Source organism: Streptomyces polygonati (assembly GCF_042650325.1).
Lineage (GTDB): Bacteria > Actinomycetota > Actinomycetes > Streptomycetales > Streptomycetaceae > Actinacidiphila > Actinacidiphila polygonati.
Window position 1 is genome coordinate 708,021 of the sequence record NZ_JBHSBB010000014.1, and the last position, 16,951, is coordinate 724,971.

Here is a 16,951-nt window from a genome sequence, read left to right on the forward strand (position 1 = left end):
CGAGGGCGGCCACTGCTACTTTTCCGGTGGCCCGTGCGAGAGACCGAGGAGGTGGTACCCGTGAACGCAGTATCGACAAGGGTGCTCCCCTCCGGGGTCACGGTCGGGCGATAGGCAGGTCGTCCGGGAGCGCCTCTCCAGCGCACTCCCGAAAGGCACGACCATGCGTTTCACTTCCGAGCGGCGCCTTGACGACGGCGTCCTCGAACGCGAATTCACCCTCGGCGAGATCCCCGGCATCCTGTGGACGCCCGCATCGGGATCCGCGTCCGCACCGGGAATAGCCCCGGCACCGTGGCCGCTGATCCTGCTCGGCCACCCTCCCCTCGGGCTGGGGAAGATGTACCCCCGGCTGGTGGCCCGGGCCCGGCACGCCGCGGCGGAGGGCTTCGCCGCGGCCACCATCGAACTCCCCGGAAGCGGCGACCGGCCCCGCTGGCCGGCTGTCGAGCAGGCCCGCGCCGACCTGCGCCGGGCGATGGCGGCCGGCCGGCCGGTCGGCGACGAGATCGTCGACGCCCTCGTCCTCCCGCTGGTCGACAAGGCGGTCCCGGAATGGCGGGCGGCCCTGGACGCCCTCCTTCCGCTGCCCGGGATCGGCGGCCCGGTCGGCTACTCCGGGGGACTGATCTCCATCGGCATCCGGCTGGCGGTGGCCGAACCCCGCATCTCGGCCGCCGTTCTGTTCGCCGGAAGCTTCGTGCCCCGCGCCGTGGTCGAGGAGGCCCGGCGGGTCACCATCCCGCTGCACGTCCTGCTGCAATGGGACGACGAAGGCAACGACCGCCAGGCGGCCCTGGACCTCTTCGACGCCTTCGGCTCCAAGGAGAAGTCCCTGCACGCCCATCTCGGCGGCCACACCGGCGTCCCGCAGTCCGCGGGGGACGCCGCGGCCCAGTTCCTCACCCGGCATCTGAAGTAGAGCCGGGCGCACGGACCGGCAGCAGCCCCGGGCCCCTGCCGAACTCCCGGCAGGGGCCCGGGCGGCCTGGCGTCATGAACGGTTCGACCTGTGCGGAGCTTCGAGCGCGCCCACCGGCGCCCTGGCCGGCGCGATGTACGGCCTCGGGGCCGTACCCAGCCGCTGAATCGCGTCCCTCCACGTCCCCTAGCTCGGTCGGCAGCCCGGAGAGCGGAGAATTCCGAGGAGCGGCACCCGCAACGTCTGGCTGCCACTGCGGCGAGGGCTTCGTATCCACCCGCCTTCTTGCCACATTGGGCCCGTGGACGATGTGAGTCGCGCCGTGATGATCTGCCTACTGGGCCTTCTGCAACCGCTGAGCCACTCCTACGATTTCCGCGCGGACCGGTCGTGCGGGACGGTGGGCCGGTGTGCGGGTATGACGGTCAGCAGTCCGTCGAGGCCTTTGTAGGCGTCGGGATGGGTGGTCGAGGGGGACTGACAGATCCTCAGCGTCGTGCTTATGATGCCGGGGATGAAGAACTACTCCTCGTACGGATCGGGGGAATCGTTCGCGCAAGGTGAGTGCTGATGGCACATCACTTCGCGGACTCGATTCCGGCCCACCTGTTGATGTGGCAGCGCGTGCGCGAGTACGCCGTGCCACCGTCCATGATCGCGACCGCACGGCGTGCGGTCGGTGACTGGGCCGGGGCCTGCGCCGCCGCCCGGGTCGACGTCGATCTCGATCTGCGCGCCGTGCGTGACCGCCACGGCACCGATCTCACCACTCACCTCCGTGCTGATCTGCGCCGGCTGGCGCCGGATCTGCTTCGCTGGCACCTGCCCCGGATCGCCCCCGACGGGTGGCTCCGGCCGGGCCTCACCATCTCCCTTGCCCGTTACCGCGGTTCCGGCGGCACACCGCTGCAGCTGGTGGTGCGGACGCCGCCGGCCTGGGCGGACGCCGGACAGCGGATATCCCTGGCCCTGTTCGAGGAGCCCGGGAACGGCGCTCGCGGACACCTTTCGCATCCGCATCCGCACCCGCATCCCCATCCCCATCCCCATCCCGACCGGCGTTTCCGGCTCGACCTGCACCGGCATCTCTGGGACTCCGAGCGGAGCGGCGAACTGGCGCGGCGGTGCGGTGCGGGCATGGCGCCGTCCATGGCGCTGCCCGACCGGTCCCACGCACCCGCCCGGCCAGGCCTTCCGGATCGGCCCGCGGTCCACGATCCCTCGTGGGCTTCGGCAAGTTGGGCCGCCGAGGCGGAGTTGCTCTTGTGGGCCGAGGGTCGCCCGCGCGGGGCCTTCACCGTGCGGCTCGGTGCGCGGAGCCGCGCCGTGCTCGAACTCGTCGCCCCCGACGACAGCCATGCCCCGACGGTCCGGCCGCTGCGGGAGGCGCTGCCGCCGCAGGAGGTCGCGGCGCTTCCGGTGCTGCCGGAGGCGGCGGCCCGGGTCCTTCCGGATCTGGAGCTGCTGCGGGCCGGGCTGATCGCGACCGATCGGCTGCACCCGCTGGTCGCCGCGGCGTTGGCGGCGTCCGGCTCGCTGGCGGCGTCCGGCTCGGTGACGGCGTCCGGCCCGGGACCGGCGGCCGGCCCCGCCGCCCGGCCCGGCGATCCGCACCGGGTGGAGTGCCAGGGCGAGGTCCACCGGATCGCGCTGCGGGACGGGGCGCTGACGGCGATCGATCACGACCTGGCACAACTGCGCCGGGAGGAACTGCTGGTGGCGCTCGGCGGGCCCGCGCTGCCCTGCCTGCGGGCGATCGACGAGGCGCACCGTAACCCGGAGGCACTGCCCGCGGTCCGGGAGCGGCTGGGCCACGGTGACGTCGCCGGGGCGCTGGCCGTGGTCGAGGGGCTGCTCGGTCACGATGCGGTCCTGCGCGACGGGCCGCTCCGGGAGGAACTGGAGTCGGCCGCCGCCCGCCGCGTCGACCACGGGCTCTTCCGCTCGGGGCTGCTCGACGCGCACCCCCGCGCTGGCGCGGTAGGGGGCGGAGACGGGGGCGGAGCCGCCTCGGACGTGAGGCACGCGGAGGCGGGCCACCGTCCCCGAATCGACCGCCGTACGCCTCCCGCGATCCGCAGCAAGCGGAACAGCCGCGCCCGGCCCCGCACCGGCCAGACCTGCTGACCGGGCGGCCGCCCGACCGGCTGCCCCTCCCCAAGTTCCCTGACCACACCACGAATTCCGCGCCGCACGCCCCACGACATCCGGGACGGGCCCGCTCGTTCCCCTTCTCCCACTCCAGGTGATGCCCATGACCCCCAGCACCCTCCTGCCCGCGCCGGCCCCGGCCGACGGCAGGCCCGCCCCCGCCCCCGCCGGAGCATCCGAAACCGGCGTCCAACTCGCCCTCGCCGACGACCTCCTGGCCCTCCTGCGGTCGACCACCACCGAGTCGCGCCCTGACGAGCAGCTCGAAGCGCTCACCTTGGCCGTCGCGGCCGATCTGCCCGTACTGCTCTGGGGTGAGCCGGGCATCGGCAAGACCGCGGCCCTGACGCAGCTCGCCGCCTCCCTCAACCTTCCGCTGACGACCGTGATCGCCAGCGTCCACGAGCCGACCGACTTCTCCGGGCTGCCCATCGTCGGCGACGACCCGGCGGTGCGAGGGGTACCGATGGCGCCGCCGCAGTGGGCCGTGGAACTCGTACGGGCCGGGCGGGGGCTGCTCTTCCTGGACGAACTCTCCACCGCCACGCCAGCAGTCCAGGCCGCGCTGCTCCGGGTCGTCCTGGAGCGGAGGGTCGGCGCGCTGCGGCTGCCGCCGGAGGTGCGGATCGTGGCCGCGGCCAATCCGAGCGCGTCGGCGGCGGACGGGTGGGAGCTGAGCCCGCCGCTGGCCAACCGGTTCGTGCATCTGTACTGGGTGCACGACCGGGAGGTGGTGGTGCGCGGGCTGGGCGGGGTCTGGCCCCGGGCGGAGCTGCCCCGGCTGGCGCCGGAGCGGTTGCCGGAGGCGGTGGCTTTCGCCCGGCGCGCGGTCTGCGGATTCCTGGAAGCCCGGCCGACGCTGATCCACCGGCTGCCGAGCACGGAGACGCGGCGCGGCGGTGCCTGGCCCTCGCCGCGGAGCTGGGAGGCCGCGTTGGCCCTGCTGGCCTTCGGCACGGCGGCCTCCGTCTCCCGGGAGGTGCTGGCGCTGCTGGTGCGGGGCGCGGTGGGGGACGGGCCGGGGCTCGAACTCCTCGCCCACCTGGACCGGATGGAGCTGCCGGACCCGGAGTCGCTGCTGGCCGATCCGGCCTCGGCGGAACTGCCGGTCAGGGGCGATCTGCGGCAGGCAGCGCTGGAGGCGGTGGTGGCCGCTGTCGGGGCGCGACCGGAGCGGGCGAGATGGGAGGCCGGGTGGGCGGTGCTGGTCCGGGCGCTGGAGACCGGCGCCCCGGACCTGCTGGTCGCCCCGGCGACGGCGCTGGCCGCGCTGCGGCGCGACGACTGGGAGGTGCCGGAAGCGGTGGAGCGGCTGGTCGGGGTGATCGGTATCGCCCAACGGGCGGACCGGTCGGTGGGGCGGGCCGCAGCGGCGGCCGACGCCGGGCCTGCGAAGGGTGCGGGCCGATGACGGGGGCCGCGAAGCGCCCGCTGCCGCACCCGATGTCCCGGCCCGCGCCGCCGCGCCCGGTGCGGGCCACCGCTCCGACGCCGCCGGCCGGCTCCGGCACGCCGTACGGTCCGCCCGGTCTCCCACTGGACATGGAGAAGCTGCTGGCCGCCCGGCTGCACGCGGTGAAGGTCCGTCCCTACCTGGCAAGCGCACTCTTCGCGCTGCACGTGGTGGAGGACCGGTCGGTGCCGACGATGGCGGTGGACGCGCACTGGCGCTGCTACGTCTCCCCCGGCTTCGTGGCGCGCACACCGGTGGAGGAGCTGGCGGGGGTCTGGGTGCACGAGGTCTCCCATCTGCTCCGGGACCACCACGGCCGGGGCGAGCGGTACGCGCGGGAGCACGAGGAACACGGGCCGGGCGGGCGAGGCGAGACGGGGGTCCCCCCGGCCGAAGGCTGGGGGAGGCTGCGGAGGAACATCGCCGCCGACTTCGAGATCAACGACGACATCTACGGTGACGGTCTGCCCCTGCCCGCCGGGGCGGTGCTGCCGTCGCTGCTGCGGCTGCCCGACGGGCTGCTGATGGAGGAGTACCTGCGGACGGCGTCGATGTCAGGGCTCACCGCTGACCTGGCCTGGCTGGACTGCGGCAGTGGCGCCGACGGGCAGGACCGGCCGTGGGAGCTGGGACCTGACGGGGCGCACGGGTTGAGCAGGCAGCAGCGGGACGCGGTCCGCTTCCGGGTCGCCGAGGGGATCAGGGGCCGGCCGGGCGACGCGCCGGAGGGCTGGCGCCGGTGGGCCGACCAGGCGTTTCACCTGCCGCAGCCGTGGCGGCAGTTGCTGGGGGCGGCGATCCGCTCCGCGACGGGCGCACCGGGGGCGGGCGAGAACCACAGCTACCGGCGTCCGTCCCGGCGGTCGGCCGGTGTCCCCGGTGTGCTGCTGCCGAGCCTGCGCCGTACGCCGCCCCGGGTCTGTGTCGTGATCGACACCTCCGGCTCGGTGAGCGATGCCGAGCTGGGCAGCGCGCTCCTGGAGGTGGCGGCGATCTCGCGAGCGGTGGGCGGTCGGCGGGACCTGGTCTCGGTGATCTCCTGCGACGCGGCGGCCGGGGTCGCCGTCCCGCTCTGCCGGGCCGAGAACATCGAACTGGTCGGTGGCGGGGGGACGGATCTGCGTTCCGGTTTCGCCCGGGCGCTCCGCACCCGGCCCCGTCCGGACGTGATCGTCGCCCTGACGGACGGTCAGACACCGTGGCCCTCCGCGCGGCCGCCCTGCCGCACCGTCGTCGGTCTCTTTCCCCGTCCCGCGCGCGCCGTGGACGAGGAGAACCCCGACTATGTCCCGGACACCCCGCCGTCCTGGGCGCGGGTCGTCACCATCAGCTGAGTCAGCGCAGTCAGCCGAGTACGCGCGGCGGCGCGGTACAGCCCCCGGACCGCCGTGCGCGTCGGCCTGCGTCACGTCTGCTGCCGGTTCCCGTGACAGGCGGAATGCCCGACGGCGTCCTCCGCGACGACCCGCTGCCGCTGCACCCCTGGCGGCCGTTCCGGCCGGACGGCGAAGTGTTCCCGCACACGCTCGCGCGGCTGCCCGCCGTCGGACAGCCGTGGCTGCGCGGGATCTACGACCGGGTGAGAGAGCACCCGTACGGTCGTCCGTTCAGGGTCCCGTCCGGCGGATCGCGGTTTTGAGTGAGCCGGCCTGACAACGGGGTTGACCGACCGGAAACCGTTCGATCACAAGGAATTCACCTCCGGAGTCTACCCGCGTAGCGCCTGAAGGGATGTCATGGGCATGACCCCGTCGAACCTCGTCGAACCTCGTCGTCCCTGGAGGCACTCATGCGCCGCATCCCCCGAATACCGGCCGCAGCCGGTTCGGCTCTCGCCCTGACATTCAGTGGCCTCATCCTCGGCGTCAGCGCCGGTACGGCCCAGGCCAGCACCTGCTCGCAGTCCTACCTGCCGCTGCCCGACCCGCACTGCACACCGGGTGTGTACAACTCCGCCGTCACCCAGTCGACGATCAACTCCACGATCTGCGTCTCCGGCTGGACGGCGACCGTACGCCCGCCCACCTCGTACACCAACGCGCTGAAGACGCAGGGAATCATCGACTACGGCTACGCGGACAAGAGCCTGTCCTCCTACGAGGAAGACCACCAGATCCCCCTTGAGCTGGGCGGATCCCCCCGCGACCCCGGCAATCTGTGGCCCGAGCCGTACTCCGGCACCAAGACCGCCACCACCAAGGACGGCGTGGAGACCAAGCTCAAGAACGCCGTCTGCAAGGGCACCATCACGCTGTCCGCCGCGCGTACCGCGATCAAGAACAACTGGACCACCGCGCTCAGCGTCACCGGCATCGGCTAAGGACCGAACTGGCCGGTGGCGTCAGTGGTATCGGGCGTCACCGGCCAGCGCTGGTCGGTCGTAACGGGCAAGGGCCCGCGTGCCGTGGGCGGGGGATCGGACGCCCGAAGTTCCCGTGCCGAACATATGATATGTGGTGGGGGCGGGGGGACCGCCGAACAGTGCCCAGCCGTGAACGCTGGGAGACTCAATCCGGGGGTTACCTTGTCACTCACCATGCGATGGGCCGGAACAGCGGCGGTGGCGCTGGCGGCCATGGCCGCGCTCGTTCCCGCGGCCCCCGCTGCCGCGGCCGGGTACGCCTCATCGGCCGGGCCCTGGAGCGCCCCGGTCGGTCTGACGGACTCCACCGGGCAGCAGAGCGTTGTCGACGTCAAGGCCGCCGGAGACGGTACCGTCTTCGCCCTGTGGCGGGACAGGGCGGCGGGCGCGTCCGACTGGCAGTTCCAGATCGCCGTGCGGCGAGCGGGCAGCGGGGTATGGGGCGCTCCCCACACGGTGTTCGCGGGAGTCTCAGCCCTGACCCCGCCTCCGTCGCTGGTCGTCACCCGGGACGGCCATGCCACCGTCGCCTGGGTGAACGACCTTTCCGCGGCGGTCACCCCGGTCATCTTGACGTCGGACTGGGACCCGGCGTCTGCGGCATGGTCGGAACCGGAGCTCCTGACCGCTTCACCCGGGTTGTACATCGGCGGGCAATCGCTCGGAGCGGCGGCCGACGGTTCGCTCACCGCGGTGTGGCAGCAGGCCGACGGAATGCAGTACCAGGTGATGGCCGCCACGCGCGCCGCCGGTGCCCGGACGTGGTCCGTGCCGCAGCAACTGGACGCGGCGTCCCTGGACTCGGTCTACTCGCTGAACGTCGGTGTCGCTCCGGACGGGACAGCGGTAGCGGCCTGGGACCGGTGGAATCCTTACGACGGCACCCACCTCCTCCGGACGGCCACCCGCCTGGCTCGCACCGCCCGGTTCGGCAACGCCTCCGTCCTGCCGGGAACCGACGCCCACTCCGGTCTCGAACAGGTCGCGGTCTCCGGCACGGACAGCACCGTCGTGCTGTGGGACTCCTCGACGGGTGACCTCAAATCGTCGCTGCGCCCGCTTCCGTCCGGCAACTGGGGCACCGCCCAGACGGTGGTCTCGTCCTACACCACGGGCGACGGCAGCGGACCCCTGATCGGCCCCAACGGCGACATCACCTTCGTATGGGTGCCGTGGAGCGACACGTACGGCACACCGGTGGTCGAGGCGGTCACTCGTACGGCCACCACCGGTGTCTGGGGTGCGCCGCGCATACTCTCCACCGGATACGTCAACTGGCACGTCTCGGCGTCGATCGGCGGTGACGGCACGGTTCAGGCGCTGTGGACGCAGACCCCCAGTATCGAGAACGGAAACGACAACTACCTGGAGTGGTCGGTACGTTCCGGCGGTGCGTGGAGCACCGCGAAAGCGCTCAACGCCACCCCGGTACCCGCGGTCCCCAGTACGGACGCCCTGGCCGGCAAGGTGGCCGCCGGTCCCGACGGGCGCGCTACCGCGGTGTGGATCCAGGCGCTCTACTCCTCGCCCGGCAGCTACTCCTCCCAGGTATTGACCCAGTACCAGACCCTGGTGCCCAAGCCGGTGTTCACGGCGGCTGCCCGCATCACGGGTGCGGCGCGTACCGGGAGCGCGCTCACCTGCGCGGCCTCCTGGCACGGTACCGGCGTCAGCGTCTCCCGTGCCTGGCTGCGCGACGGGAAGCCGATCACCGGCGCGACCACGGCCTCCTACGTACTGACCGCCGCCGACTACGGCCACAAGGCGGCCTGCCGCATCACCGTTGCCAACGGCGCCGGTTCGGCCTCCTCGGTCTCCGCCCCGCTCACGGTCGCCGCCGGACCGGCTCCGAAGGCGACCAAGGCCCCTACGCTCAGCGGTTCGCCCCGTGTCGGCGGAAAACTCTCGGCGGCCCACGGCACCTGGTCGCCGGCCCCCACGTCCTACGGCTACGTGTGGAAGCGGAACGGCAAGCCGATTTCCGGAGCGAACAGGTCCACCTACACCCTGGCCAAGGCCGACAAGGGAGGGCGGATCACCGTGACCGTCACCGTCTCCCGCGCCGGATACGCCAAGGGCACGGCCACCAGCTCCTCGGTGACCTGCCACTGATCCACCGCCGGATGATCGTGCTGAGCCGGCTGCGGGCCTCCGGAGCAACCTCGGGACCGCACCAGGTGCGGATCTCCTTGCGCCTTGCCACCGACGTGCTGCCGCTCCTGCTCAACGCCTGTTCGCGAGCATGTGTCGAAGCGCTGCCGCAGCCGCACGCCAACGACGTCGCTACGCCCCCACCGCGATGGGCCGGACATCCCCCAGCCGCTGACACGTCACTGACGAGGGTGACGTCGCCTTACCGGTCGTGGAGGACGGTGGGCCGGGTGACGGGGACGACGGTGAGGAGGTCGTCGAGGGCTTTGTAGTCGTCGGGGTTGGTGGTGAAGAGGGGGAGTTCTTGGGCGATGGCGATGGCGGCGATCATGAGGTCGGCGACGCGGCGGCGGGGTTTGCGGCCGGCGCCGATGACGGCTGCGCAGATTCTGCCGTAGAGGCGGGCGGCTTCGGTGTCGAAGGGGATGGGGTCGAACTCGTTCTCGGCGCGTTGCAGGATGTCGAGGCGGCGGGCGCGTTCGGCGTGTTCGTCGTAGTCGTCCTGCTCCTCGTTTCTGCGTACCTCGTGCGGGCCGGCGGAGAGTTCGGCCAGGGTGATGGCGGTGATCGCCACCTCGGCGGGCAGCTCCTCGGGATTCAGCCACTTGCGCAGGATCACGATGTTGGTGTCGAGCAGCCCTTGCGCGTGTTCAGCGGGCATAGGGGTCGTCCGTCTCCTGCTCGGCGGTGGCGTCCTGGTCGGCCCGGAAGGCTTCGAGGGAGACGTCCGATGCGGTACGGGACATCGCGGCGAACTCCGAGCGGGGGACGAACCGCCGACGGCGGCGCAGCGGGATGAGTTCCCCGATCTGGTGCCCGTCTCGGGTGACGGTGAAGGACTGCCCGTTCTGGACGGCGTCCATGATCTCTTTGGAACGGCTGCGCAGGTCGCGCTGCGTGATCTCGGGCTGCGCTGTCATGGCTTCACGGTAGCACCAGGTAGCACTGGGTGCTGTGACGCCGATCTGGGCCCGGCACAGGCTGGGATCCGCAACCGCCGGGCCGCGCCTCGATCCTTCTCGGTGGCGACGGCGGAGGCGGAGAGGAGTGTCGCAGCGGCGAGGCTGCCCCAGAGGGCGGCCGGGCCGTGGGGGGCGAGAGCGGTGATGACGGCCGGGGAGACGGCGAGGCCGAAGCCCGTGGAGAGCTGGAAGCGGGCGAGGGCGCGTCCCAGGACGTGGGCCGGGGCGAGGACGGTGACGAGCGCGGTGGCGCTGCCGGCGTAGACGATCTCGCCGATGGTGCAGACGACGGACACGGTGGCGACGGCGGGGGCGCCCCAGCCGTGTCCGAGTGAGGTGGCCGCGAGGAAGCCCAGGTAGGACGCGGTGAGTAGCACGCCGGCAAGAGCCAGCATGGTCCGCCGGGAGAAGCGGGCCATCAGGACGGTGACCGGAACCTGGAGGGTGACCACCAGCACCGTGTTCGCCACGAAGACGGCTGCCGACCACACCGGGGATGCGTGCAACTGTGTCACCAGGACCAGAGGGAGCGCGATTTCGGTGATGTTGAGGCAGAAGACGTAGACCACGTTGGCGGCCAGCAGCGCGCGCATCCGGGGTGCGGGCGCGTCGGCCTTGTCCTTGACCTTGGCCTTGTCCTTGACCTTGACCTTGGCCTTGTCCTTGGCCGGAAGAGTGGCCGGATGCGCGCGCAGGTGAACCGACCATGCCAGGGCCGCCGCGGTGAGATAGGCGAGCCCGGTGACGGCTGCCAGCGCGTGCATTGCGGCGGCGCCGCCCGCCAGGCATGCGGTGGCGAGGAGCGCGCCCAGGCCCATGCCGGCGTTGCGCAGGGCGCGGCCTGCCGCGAGAGCGGTGTCGCGTTCCCGGCCGTGGGCGACCGTGGCCACGAGAGCCGCGTGGGCGGCCGGCCATGCCTGGTTGCCGATGCCGAGGAAGAGCGCCGCCGCCGCGAAGAGCCAGACGTGTCCCGCCGGGGCGGCCAGCAGCAGCGCCACGCCCAGCACCCGCACCAGCATCGACGCCGCCACGACCGTGCTGCGTGCGCCCCGGTCCAGCCATCGGCCGACAGCGGGCATGCACGCCAGACCCACGACGGCGCTGACCGTCATGGCGATGCCGGTGACCGACGCGGACAGCCTCAGCACCGTCAGTCCGTAGAGGAGCAGAAAGGGCCGCAGCATGCCGGTCCCGAGCGCGTCCACGGCCAGGGCGGCGACATAGCGGCGGCCTCCGGAGGCACGGACGAGGGCGCGGGGCCGGATCTTGGTGGTGGTTGCCATGACCTCAACGGTGGGTTCGGCCGCCGGGCTGGGGCACGTCGGTTGACGGAAACGGTCAACCGACGCCGTCGCCGGCCGTACGGTCGGTGATGATGAGGGCGTGACGTTGAGGATCGACATCAGCGGCCTGCCGTCCGAACGATTGCGGTTCGCCGCCTCCCCCCTGGCCGAGCTGACGGCGATGCTGCACGTGCTGGCCGAACCCGGGCATCATCCGCGCCTCGCCGGCTGGGCCGGGGATGTCTGGGCCGGGCTGCGGCCGGAGCTGGCCGAGCGGTTGCGGGAGGCGGAGTTCCTCTGGCGTTCCTCACGAGCCGATTTCCTGGTCCCTGCTCGTCCCCGGCAGACCCTCGTCGAGGAGTTGGACGACATGGACCGGATCGACGACGAAACGTATGTGACGTCCGCGCTCGTCACCACGTGCGGCAGCAACCGGGTCCACTTCGCCGCGCCGTCGCCGCTCGCCGACGCGACCGCGCGCGAGCGGGCCCTGGACCTGGCCCAGGCCCGCGGCCCGCTGCAAGAGGCCTTCGCGGAACGGCTGCTCGCAGATCCCGCCGCTGTGCGGACGCGAGTGCGCCGCACCCTCGAACAGTGCGCCGAGGCATTCTTCGACGCCGCCTGGACCGGCGTCGCCGTGCGACTCGCCACCGACCTGCGCCTGAAGAACGACCTGCTGAAGCGCCAGGGCATCGGGGCGGCACTCGCCTCGGTCTCCGACGCGGTCACCCTGGCGCCGGACGGCGACAGCATCATCGTGGACAAGCTCCAGGACAACGCGACCACCGCCCACGGCACCGGGGTCACCTTCGTCCCCAGCGTCTTCGGCCGCCCGCACCTGGTGGTGGTCCACGCGCCCGGGTGGCAGCCGGTGGTGCACTACCCCGTGGCCGAGGCGGGTCCGGCAGAGCCGGTACCGCTGGAAACGGTCACCCTGCGGCTGGAGGCACTCGCGCATCCGGTACGGCTGCGGCTGCTGCGCACCCTGGCCCGCGGCCCGCACACCACCGGTGAGCTGGCGCACGCCTGGGAACTCTCACCCCCGGAGGTATCCCGCCACCTCGCCGTCCTGCGCCGCGCCGGCCTGCTCACGGCCCGGCGGCGCGGTCGCTACGTCCACTACACCCTCGACCCGTCCGCGTTGACGACGCTGGGGGCCGACCTGCTGTCGGCCGTGCTGCGCTGAGTGGCTTCGGTCTGGACAACAGCAAGGGCGCGAGTCGCGGACCTGGCCTTCTTCGCGCAGGGATCGCGCGGCGCGGTCCCTCCAGGGCGTGGACCGGCAGGTGATCATCGAGCGAAGGCGGCGTCGATGAGTCCTTGGGCCACGTCGCGGGAGGCCTCGGCGATGCTGGGGTCGTGGTCCATCCACGAGGAGATGCCGGCCCCGTCGTAGAGCACGACGAGCCGTTTGGCCAGCGCTTCGGGCTGCGGCGCCTCGGCGGCGTAGGCGAGGTCGAGGAACAACGAACGCACCCAGATCCGGTACTCCTCGGTGGTCTGCTGTACGGCTTTGCCCGCCTCGGACTCCGCGCTGGCGGTCACGAACGCGCAACCGCGGAAGTCCGGTTCGGTGAAGGACAGACCTTGGACCTCGAAGACCCCGACCAGCCGTTCACGGGGCGTGCTGTAACGGGCCTGGAGTTCGCGGGCCATGCGTTCGCGTGTGCGGGCATGGCGGTCCTTGAGGTAGGCGCGGACCAGTTCTTCCTTGCTGCCGAAGGTGTTGTAGAGGGAGGCCTTCGCCACGCCTGCGTGCTCGATCACCCGGTCGATGCTGACCGAGTTCACACCCTCGGCGTAGAACAGCTCGTTGGCCGCGGCCAGCAAGCGCTCCCGAGCCGATCCCCTGCTCTTCTTCTCCTCTGCCATGACCGCACCATACCAGACTGGTCAGTCTAGGAAAAGGATGGACTTAGGCACTAGACCGATGAGTACATTATGAGCGGTCCGGCGCTCTGGCCCGAAGGGGCGGCACACCCCCGAAGCCGCCAGCCGCCCCGCCTCTCGCGTCTCAAAGAGCCCGACCTCCAGCGGTTCGCAGTTCCGCGTCCACTGGTGGCTTGGCCTGCGCAAATGCAATCTCTGACTTGGCCTGGACCTCGTTGGACGGGGCGTCGTCCCCCATGTGGCTCCTGTCCGCCAACAGGCAGGAAGCTCTCTGAACGGGTCGTTCCGGACGGGAATCTTGATCCCTACAGGAGTTGACACGGCCAGACTGCACGGTCTAGTTTCATGTCACCGGTTGGACATCGAGTTCAGTCGCAAGGCCAGGGAGACGGATCATGGTTGAGGCAGTCAGCGTGGACACGCGGCGAACCGCTCTTGTGACAGGCGCCACTTCGGGCATCGGACGGGCGGCGGCGCTGGCCCTGGCCGCAGACGGTTTCTACGTGTTCGTGCACGGTCGGGACGCGGGCCGCGGCGCGGCCACCATAGAGGCGATCGAGCTCGCCGGTGGCCACGGCAGGTTCGTCGCCGCGGACCTGACGGACGTCCACGGCGTGCGGCAGCTCGCGGCGGAGGTCGGTGAGGTGGACGTACTCGTGAACAACGGCGGCATCTCGTGGTTCGGGGCGACGCCCGACCTGGATCCCGCGACATTCGACGCGATGTTCGCCACGAACGTCCGTGCCGCCTACTACCTGGTCGCCGCGCTTGCCCCGGCCATGGCCAAGCGGGGCGGTGGCAGCATCATCAGCCTGAGCAGCATGGCCGGCAAGGTCGGCCTGGGCGGGGGCGCCGCCTACAGCGCTTCCAAGGTCGCTCTTGAGGCGATGACGCGGGCGTGGGCGGCGGAGTTCAGCCCCGCCGGGGTCCGGGTCAATGCGGTCGCTCCCGGGCCGACCTTCAGCGACGGCTCCGACCGGGGCCTCATCGAGCAGCTCGCCACCACCACCTTGATGAACCGCGGCGCCGCGGTCGAGGAGATCGGCGACACCATCGCATTCCTGGCCTCACCGAAGTCCGCCTACATCACCGGGACGGTCATCGCCGTCGACGGCGGCCGGACAGCGGTGTGACACCCGCCCACGTCAGGTCCCCACGCCCCGCGCCGGGACCTGACCTCGGGGGCCCGCGGGTTCCGCAGCTCCACCCGTATCAACCCGCATCCACCCGTACCCACCCGAGAAAGTCAGACATGAGCATCTCCTTCATCGGTGTCAGCTACGACGCCACGCGGCCCGAGGCCATCGCCGAGTTCTGGGCCCAGGCCCTGGGACGAAAGGTCAGTGACGGGGCGTCGGCCGATTTCGCGGCCATCGCCGCCGCCGACCCCGCCACCTCCGGCCCGCTCCTGATGTTCCACAAAGTCCCTGAAGGCAAAACCGTCAAGAACCGGCTCCACCTCGACCTGAGCACAGCTGACCTGGACGCTGAAACCCAGCGGCTGCTCGCTCTCGGAGCAACACGACTCAACGACAACACCGAGGAAGGCCGCGTCCGCTGGACCACCTTCGCCGACCCGGAAGGCAATGAGTTCGACCTCGTCAACACCCAGTGACCCGTCCGGCAGATCACGCGACGGCGTGGTGGTCCCGGTCGACTCCATCCATCACCGCAAGGCGCCGGGCCGGGCTGCCGTGGACCGCGACTCCAACTCGTCCCCAAGACGGGATCCGCGCGCACCGTACTTCCCGACAGGGCGAGGGCATCCCGCCAGGGCCCTGGATTTGCCGCCCCATTGCACGGGTATGGCACTCGGCCGACTGACGGACCGGACGCTCCACCGGATGACTTCGCCGAGCGGGCCAGGCGGCACCCGGAGGGCGGCCCGGGGCCGGACGGCGGCAAGCTCGACGATGCGGAAGCCGACACGATGCGGCGTAGGCTGCGCGCGATGGCGCCCCAGCTTCAGGCGTTCTCGCTCGACTCCTTCGGCTATACCGAAGGCGAAGAGGACGGGGGCGGTGAGGAGTACGGGCCCCTCGTCAGCAAGGAGGCGGCCGAGGTGGCGGCCGGCGCGGTCGTCTGGGGGGAGGACGGCGCCGCGTCGGTGGCCGAGAGCGACGCGATCTTCATCCTCCTGGAGGAACTCCCCGAGCGCTCATACACTGCGAATGTGGACGGGGAGAAAGAGTCGTCGGCAGATGAGTCGGAGTAGCCGCCAGTCGCTGGCTCGCAGGTGCACCGGGAGCCGCCGTGCGTCCCGCCCCCGCAGGATCTGCCGGGCAGGCCGAAGAAAAGCTTTCGCATGAGCTGACCTCGGGGCTGTGAACGGTCAGCGCCTGTCTTTGACTGCACGCGAGTGCCGACCATGAGCGAAGTCCTGCGCCCTCGTTATCGTTCGGGCAGATCAGGTATGCCGAACACGGTGATCCATCGGCGGGTGAGCACCGCGTTTTCCTGGGGCGTGAGGAGTTCGGGGGCGCCGAGCCCCAGTGCGGCTGCGTGCGCCGCATGAGAGGCCCGCAACCAGGCAGGATCGCTGAGGACTTCGACCTCGTCCTGCTCATCCCGACCGAACAACCGCGGTCCGCGTTGGTGTGCGGCCTCTGTTACCGCTTCGTTCAGAGTCGTAAGACCGCATCCGACCGGGGAACCCGAGCCGCGATGCTTCCGTGTCCAACCAGCCCACAGCGCCCGTGTCAGGGAGCTTTCGCCTTCATCCGGCAGCGACGCAAGAGCATCAACCTGGGCGTCGGTCAGCATCCGCGCTTGGGTGATCACCCATTCCACGGCATCCCCGTGCGGGCCGGCGATAAGCCACGCGGGTGCCTGCTCCACGACCGTGAAGGCCCGGCAGCGCATCCAACGGTTGCCCGGTCGCAGGCGTATCGGTTTTTCGAGATCATCCACGCGCCACAAACTGGACGGCCACGCCAGGACATCCGTGGCGACTTCGTGCACGACCAGCCCCTCGTCGCGGTGCAGTCGGCGCTCCAACGGGTGTTCGGTACCGCGCTGACGGTGGGCGAAGAGTTTCTCGGGCACGAATTGCACGTGCTCCCCCGGCGCCGGTTCCGGTTCGCCGTAGAAACTTTCGGAGTCTTGGTAGGCGAAGAAGGTCACGCGGTCACAGTACGCGTCACGCCGCAGCGGTCGAACTCGGTTTCCCCAGCGCAGCAACGAGGCCCTGCTCGGCTTCGGCCACCGGGACCACTCGTCCCGCACTATCTGGCACGGAACCGGCACGGCCCTCAGGGCGCTTCGCGACCGGATGCGAGAGGAGCGAATTGTCGTCGTCCGCTTGCCGAGAAACTCGACATTCAAGCATCTAATCGGCCATGTCGACCATCAACATGTGATGCAGGTCACCGGAAATGCGTTTCGCCATGTGGGAAATCCCCGCCACTGTCATTCGGCTGCGCTGCGCAGTTCTCCCAGGCCCCGGAATTGCCGGCCCAATGGCACGGATATGGCACGCGTCTCGCGAATTTGTCTGGACAGCAAAGTAGCCGCCGGAACAATGCCATTGGTGACCCCGGTTGGCCGCACCGGACCGTTGCGCATGGCGCGGAAGCGGTGCGGCGGCCAAGCCTTACCGGTCGTGCGGGACCGTGGGCCGGGTGACGGATACGACGGTAATCAGTCCGTCGAGGTCCTGGGCGTGGTGGCGGCCGGCCTGGGTACGGGAGCGGCTGGCGCCTTCGAAGGCGCCAGCGGCTTGCCGGGGGTGTCAGCAGGCCCTGATCCTTACGATGGTGCAGTAGGGGCGTCAGACTG

General features: G+C 71.2%; 15 protein-coding genes. 10 read left to right on the forward strand and 5 right to left on the reverse strand.

All coding sequences use genetic code 11. From position 1 onward, the window contains the following. Positions 1–163 precede the first annotated feature (163 nt). The 6 genes from ACFO3J_RS23570 (at position 164) to ACFO3J_RS23595 (ending at position 9,000) form a co-directional block, all read left to right on the forward strand. Positions 164–922, forward strand: coding sequence for an alpha/beta hydrolase (locus tag ACFO3J_RS23570; RefSeq protein WP_386432543.1), 759 nt, complete (start codon positions 164–166; stop codon positions 920–922). 570 nt (positions 923–1,492) lie between these two features. Continuing rightward, positions 1,493–3,049, forward strand: a complete 1,557-nt coding sequence (locus tag ACFO3J_RS23575) for a hypothetical protein (RefSeq protein WP_386432546.1) — start codon at positions 1,493–1,495, stop codon at positions 3,047–3,049. 127 nt (positions 3,050–3,176) lie between these two features. Then, positions 3,177–4,484: an AAA family ATPase gene (locus ACFO3J_RS23580; RefSeq protein ID WP_386432549.1), complete on the forward strand. Its 1,308-nt coding sequence runs from the start codon at positions 3,177–3,179 to the stop codon at positions 4,482–4,484. A 131-nt stretch (positions 4,485–4,615) separates the two neighbouring features. Next, positions 4,616–5,860 (forward strand): vWA domain-containing protein, encoded by a 1,245-nt coding sequence (locus tag ACFO3J_RS23585; RefSeq protein WP_386433075.1) that lies wholly within the window; start codon positions 4,616–4,618, stop codon positions 5,858–5,860. A gap of 455 nt (positions 5,861–6,315) precedes the next feature. Then, a complete protein-coding gene (locus ACFO3J_RS23590) occupies positions 6,316–6,846 on the forward strand; it encodes a hypothetical protein (protein WP_386432552.1) in 531 nt (176 codons plus the stop codon). A gap of 216 nt (positions 6,847–7,062) precedes the next feature. Beyond that, entirely contained in the window at positions 7,063–9,000 is a 1,938-nt protein-coding gene (locus tag ACFO3J_RS23595; RefSeq protein WP_386432555.1) for a hypothetical protein, read from the forward strand. Between the two features lie 241 nt (positions 9,001–9,241). Here ACFO3J_RS23595 and ACFO3J_RS23600 read toward each other — a convergent pair whose 3' ends face one another. Genes ACFO3J_RS23600 through ACFO3J_RS23610 form a run of 3 tightly spaced genes read right to left on the reverse strand, consistent with a single transcriptional unit; the run spans position 9,242 to position 11,284 of the window. Then, positions 9,242–9,700: a type II toxin-antitoxin system VapC family toxin gene (locus ACFO3J_RS23600; RefSeq protein ID WP_386432558.1), complete on the reverse strand. Its 459-nt coding sequence runs from the start codon at positions 9,698–9,700 to the stop codon at positions 9,242–9,244. Further along, on the reverse strand, positions 9,690–9,959 hold the full coding sequence (locus ACFO3J_RS23605; RefSeq protein WP_386432560.1) for a type II toxin-antitoxin system Phd/YefM family antitoxin: 270 nt from the start codon (positions 9,957–9,959) through the stop codon (positions 9,690–9,692). Before ACFO3J_RS23605 ends, ACFO3J_RS23600 begins: the two co-directional genes overlap by 11 nt. After that, complete coding sequence (locus ACFO3J_RS23610; protein ID WP_386432562.1) at positions 9,956–11,284, reverse strand: MFS transporter; 1,329 nt, start codon at positions 11,282–11,284, stop codon at positions 9,956–9,958. The genes ACFO3J_RS23605 and ACFO3J_RS23610 overlap by 4 nt, the downstream gene beginning before the upstream one ends. Positions 11,285–11,384: 100 nt before the next feature. Between ACFO3J_RS23610 and ACFO3J_RS23615 the strand changes: the two genes are divergently transcribed. Then, the gene (locus tag ACFO3J_RS23615) at positions 11,385–12,470 is read left to right on the forward strand and encodes a DUF5937 family protein (protein ID WP_386432565.1); all 1,086 of its coding nucleotides are present in this window, start codon (positions 11,385–11,387) and stop codon (positions 12,468–12,470) included. Between the two features lie 104 nt (positions 12,471–12,574). Here the strand turns inward: ACFO3J_RS23615 and ACFO3J_RS23620 are convergent, their stop codons facing one another. Further along, positions 12,575–13,156: a TetR/AcrR family transcriptional regulator gene (locus ACFO3J_RS23620; protein WP_386432567.1), complete on the reverse strand. Its 582-nt coding sequence runs from the start codon at positions 13,154–13,156 to the stop codon at positions 12,575–12,577. Between the two features lie 413 nt (positions 13,157–13,569). Here ACFO3J_RS23620 and ACFO3J_RS23625 point away from each other — a divergent pair, with 413 nt between their 5' ends. The 3 genes from ACFO3J_RS23625 to ACFO3J_RS23635 all read left to right on the forward strand — a co-directional run bounded on the left by ACFO3J_RS23625 (position 13,570) and on the right by ACFO3J_RS23635 (position 15,389). Then, positions 13,570–14,307 (forward strand): SDR family NAD(P)-dependent oxidoreductase, encoded by a 738-nt coding sequence (locus ACFO3J_RS23625; protein ID WP_386432569.1) that lies wholly within the window; start codon positions 13,570–13,572, stop codon positions 14,305–14,307. Between the two features lie 119 nt (positions 14,308–14,426). Beyond that, positions 14,427–14,789, forward strand: a complete 363-nt coding sequence (locus ACFO3J_RS23630) for a VOC family protein (RefSeq protein ID WP_386432571.1) — start codon at positions 14,427–14,429, stop codon at positions 14,787–14,789. A 336-nt stretch (positions 14,790–15,125) separates the two neighbouring features. Continuing rightward, positions 15,126–15,389, forward strand: a complete 264-nt coding sequence (locus tag ACFO3J_RS23635) for a hypothetical protein (protein WP_386432573.1) — start codon at positions 15,126–15,128, stop codon at positions 15,387–15,389. Between the two features lie 176 nt (positions 15,390–15,565). On the opposite strand, the gene ACFO3J_RS23640 is transcribed toward ACFO3J_RS23635, so the two are convergent. Beyond that, complete coding sequence (locus ACFO3J_RS23640) at positions 15,566–16,297, reverse strand: hypothetical protein (protein WP_386432575.1); 732 nt, start codon at positions 16,295–16,297, stop codon at positions 15,566–15,568. Positions 16,298–16,951: the final 654 nt, after the last annotated feature.

Bases quoted from the DNA above. Each gene is read 5' to 3' on its own strand.
- ACFO3J_RS23570 (WP_386432543.1), top strand. From the start codon at position 164: ATGCGTTTCACTTCCGAGCGGCGCCTTGACGACGGCGTCCTCGAACGC.
- ACFO3J_RS23575 (WP_386432546.1), top strand. From the start codon at position 1,493: ATGGCACATCACTTCGCGGACTCGATTCCGGCCCACCTGTTGATGTGG.
- ACFO3J_RS23580 (WP_386432549.1), top strand. From the start codon at position 3,177: ATGACCCCCAGCACCCTCCTGCCCGCGCCGGCCCCGGCCGACGGCAGG.
- ACFO3J_RS23585 (WP_386433075.1), top strand. From the start codon at position 4,616: ATGGAGAAGCTGCTGGCCGCCCGGCTGCACGCGGTGAAGGTCCGTCCC.
- ACFO3J_RS23590 (WP_386432552.1), top strand. From the start codon at position 6,316: ATGCGCCGCATCCCCCGAATACCGGCCGCAGCCGGTTCGGCTCTCGCC.
- ACFO3J_RS23595 (WP_386432555.1), top strand. From the start codon at position 7,063: ATGCGATGGGCCGGAACAGCGGCGGTGGCGCTGGCGGCCATGGCCGCG.
- ACFO3J_RS23600 (WP_386432558.1), bottom strand. From the start codon at position 9,700: ATGCCCGCTGAACACGCGCAAGGGCTGCTCGACACCAACATCGTGATC.
- ACFO3J_RS23605 (WP_386432560.1), bottom strand. From the start codon at position 9,959: ATGACAGCGCAGCCCGAGATCACGCAGCGCGACCTGCGCAGCCGTTCC.
- ACFO3J_RS23610 (WP_386432562.1), bottom strand. From the start codon at position 11,284: ATGGCAACCACCACCAAGATCCGGCCCCGCGCCCTCGTCCGTGCCTCC.
- ACFO3J_RS23620 (WP_386432567.1), bottom strand. From the start codon at position 13,156: ATGGCAGAGGAGAAGAAGAGCAGGGGATCGGCTCGGGAGCGCTTGCTG.
- ACFO3J_RS23625 (WP_386432569.1), top strand. From the start codon at position 13,570: ATGGTTGAGGCAGTCAGCGTGGACACGCGGCGAACCGCTCTTGTGACA.
- ACFO3J_RS23630 (WP_386432571.1), top strand. From the start codon at position 14,427: ATGAGCATCTCCTTCATCGGTGTCAGCTACGACGCCACGCGGCCCGAG.
- ACFO3J_RS23635 (WP_386432573.1), top strand. From the start codon at position 15,126: ATGGCGCCCCAGCTTCAGGCGTTCTCGCTCGACTCCTTCGGCTATACC.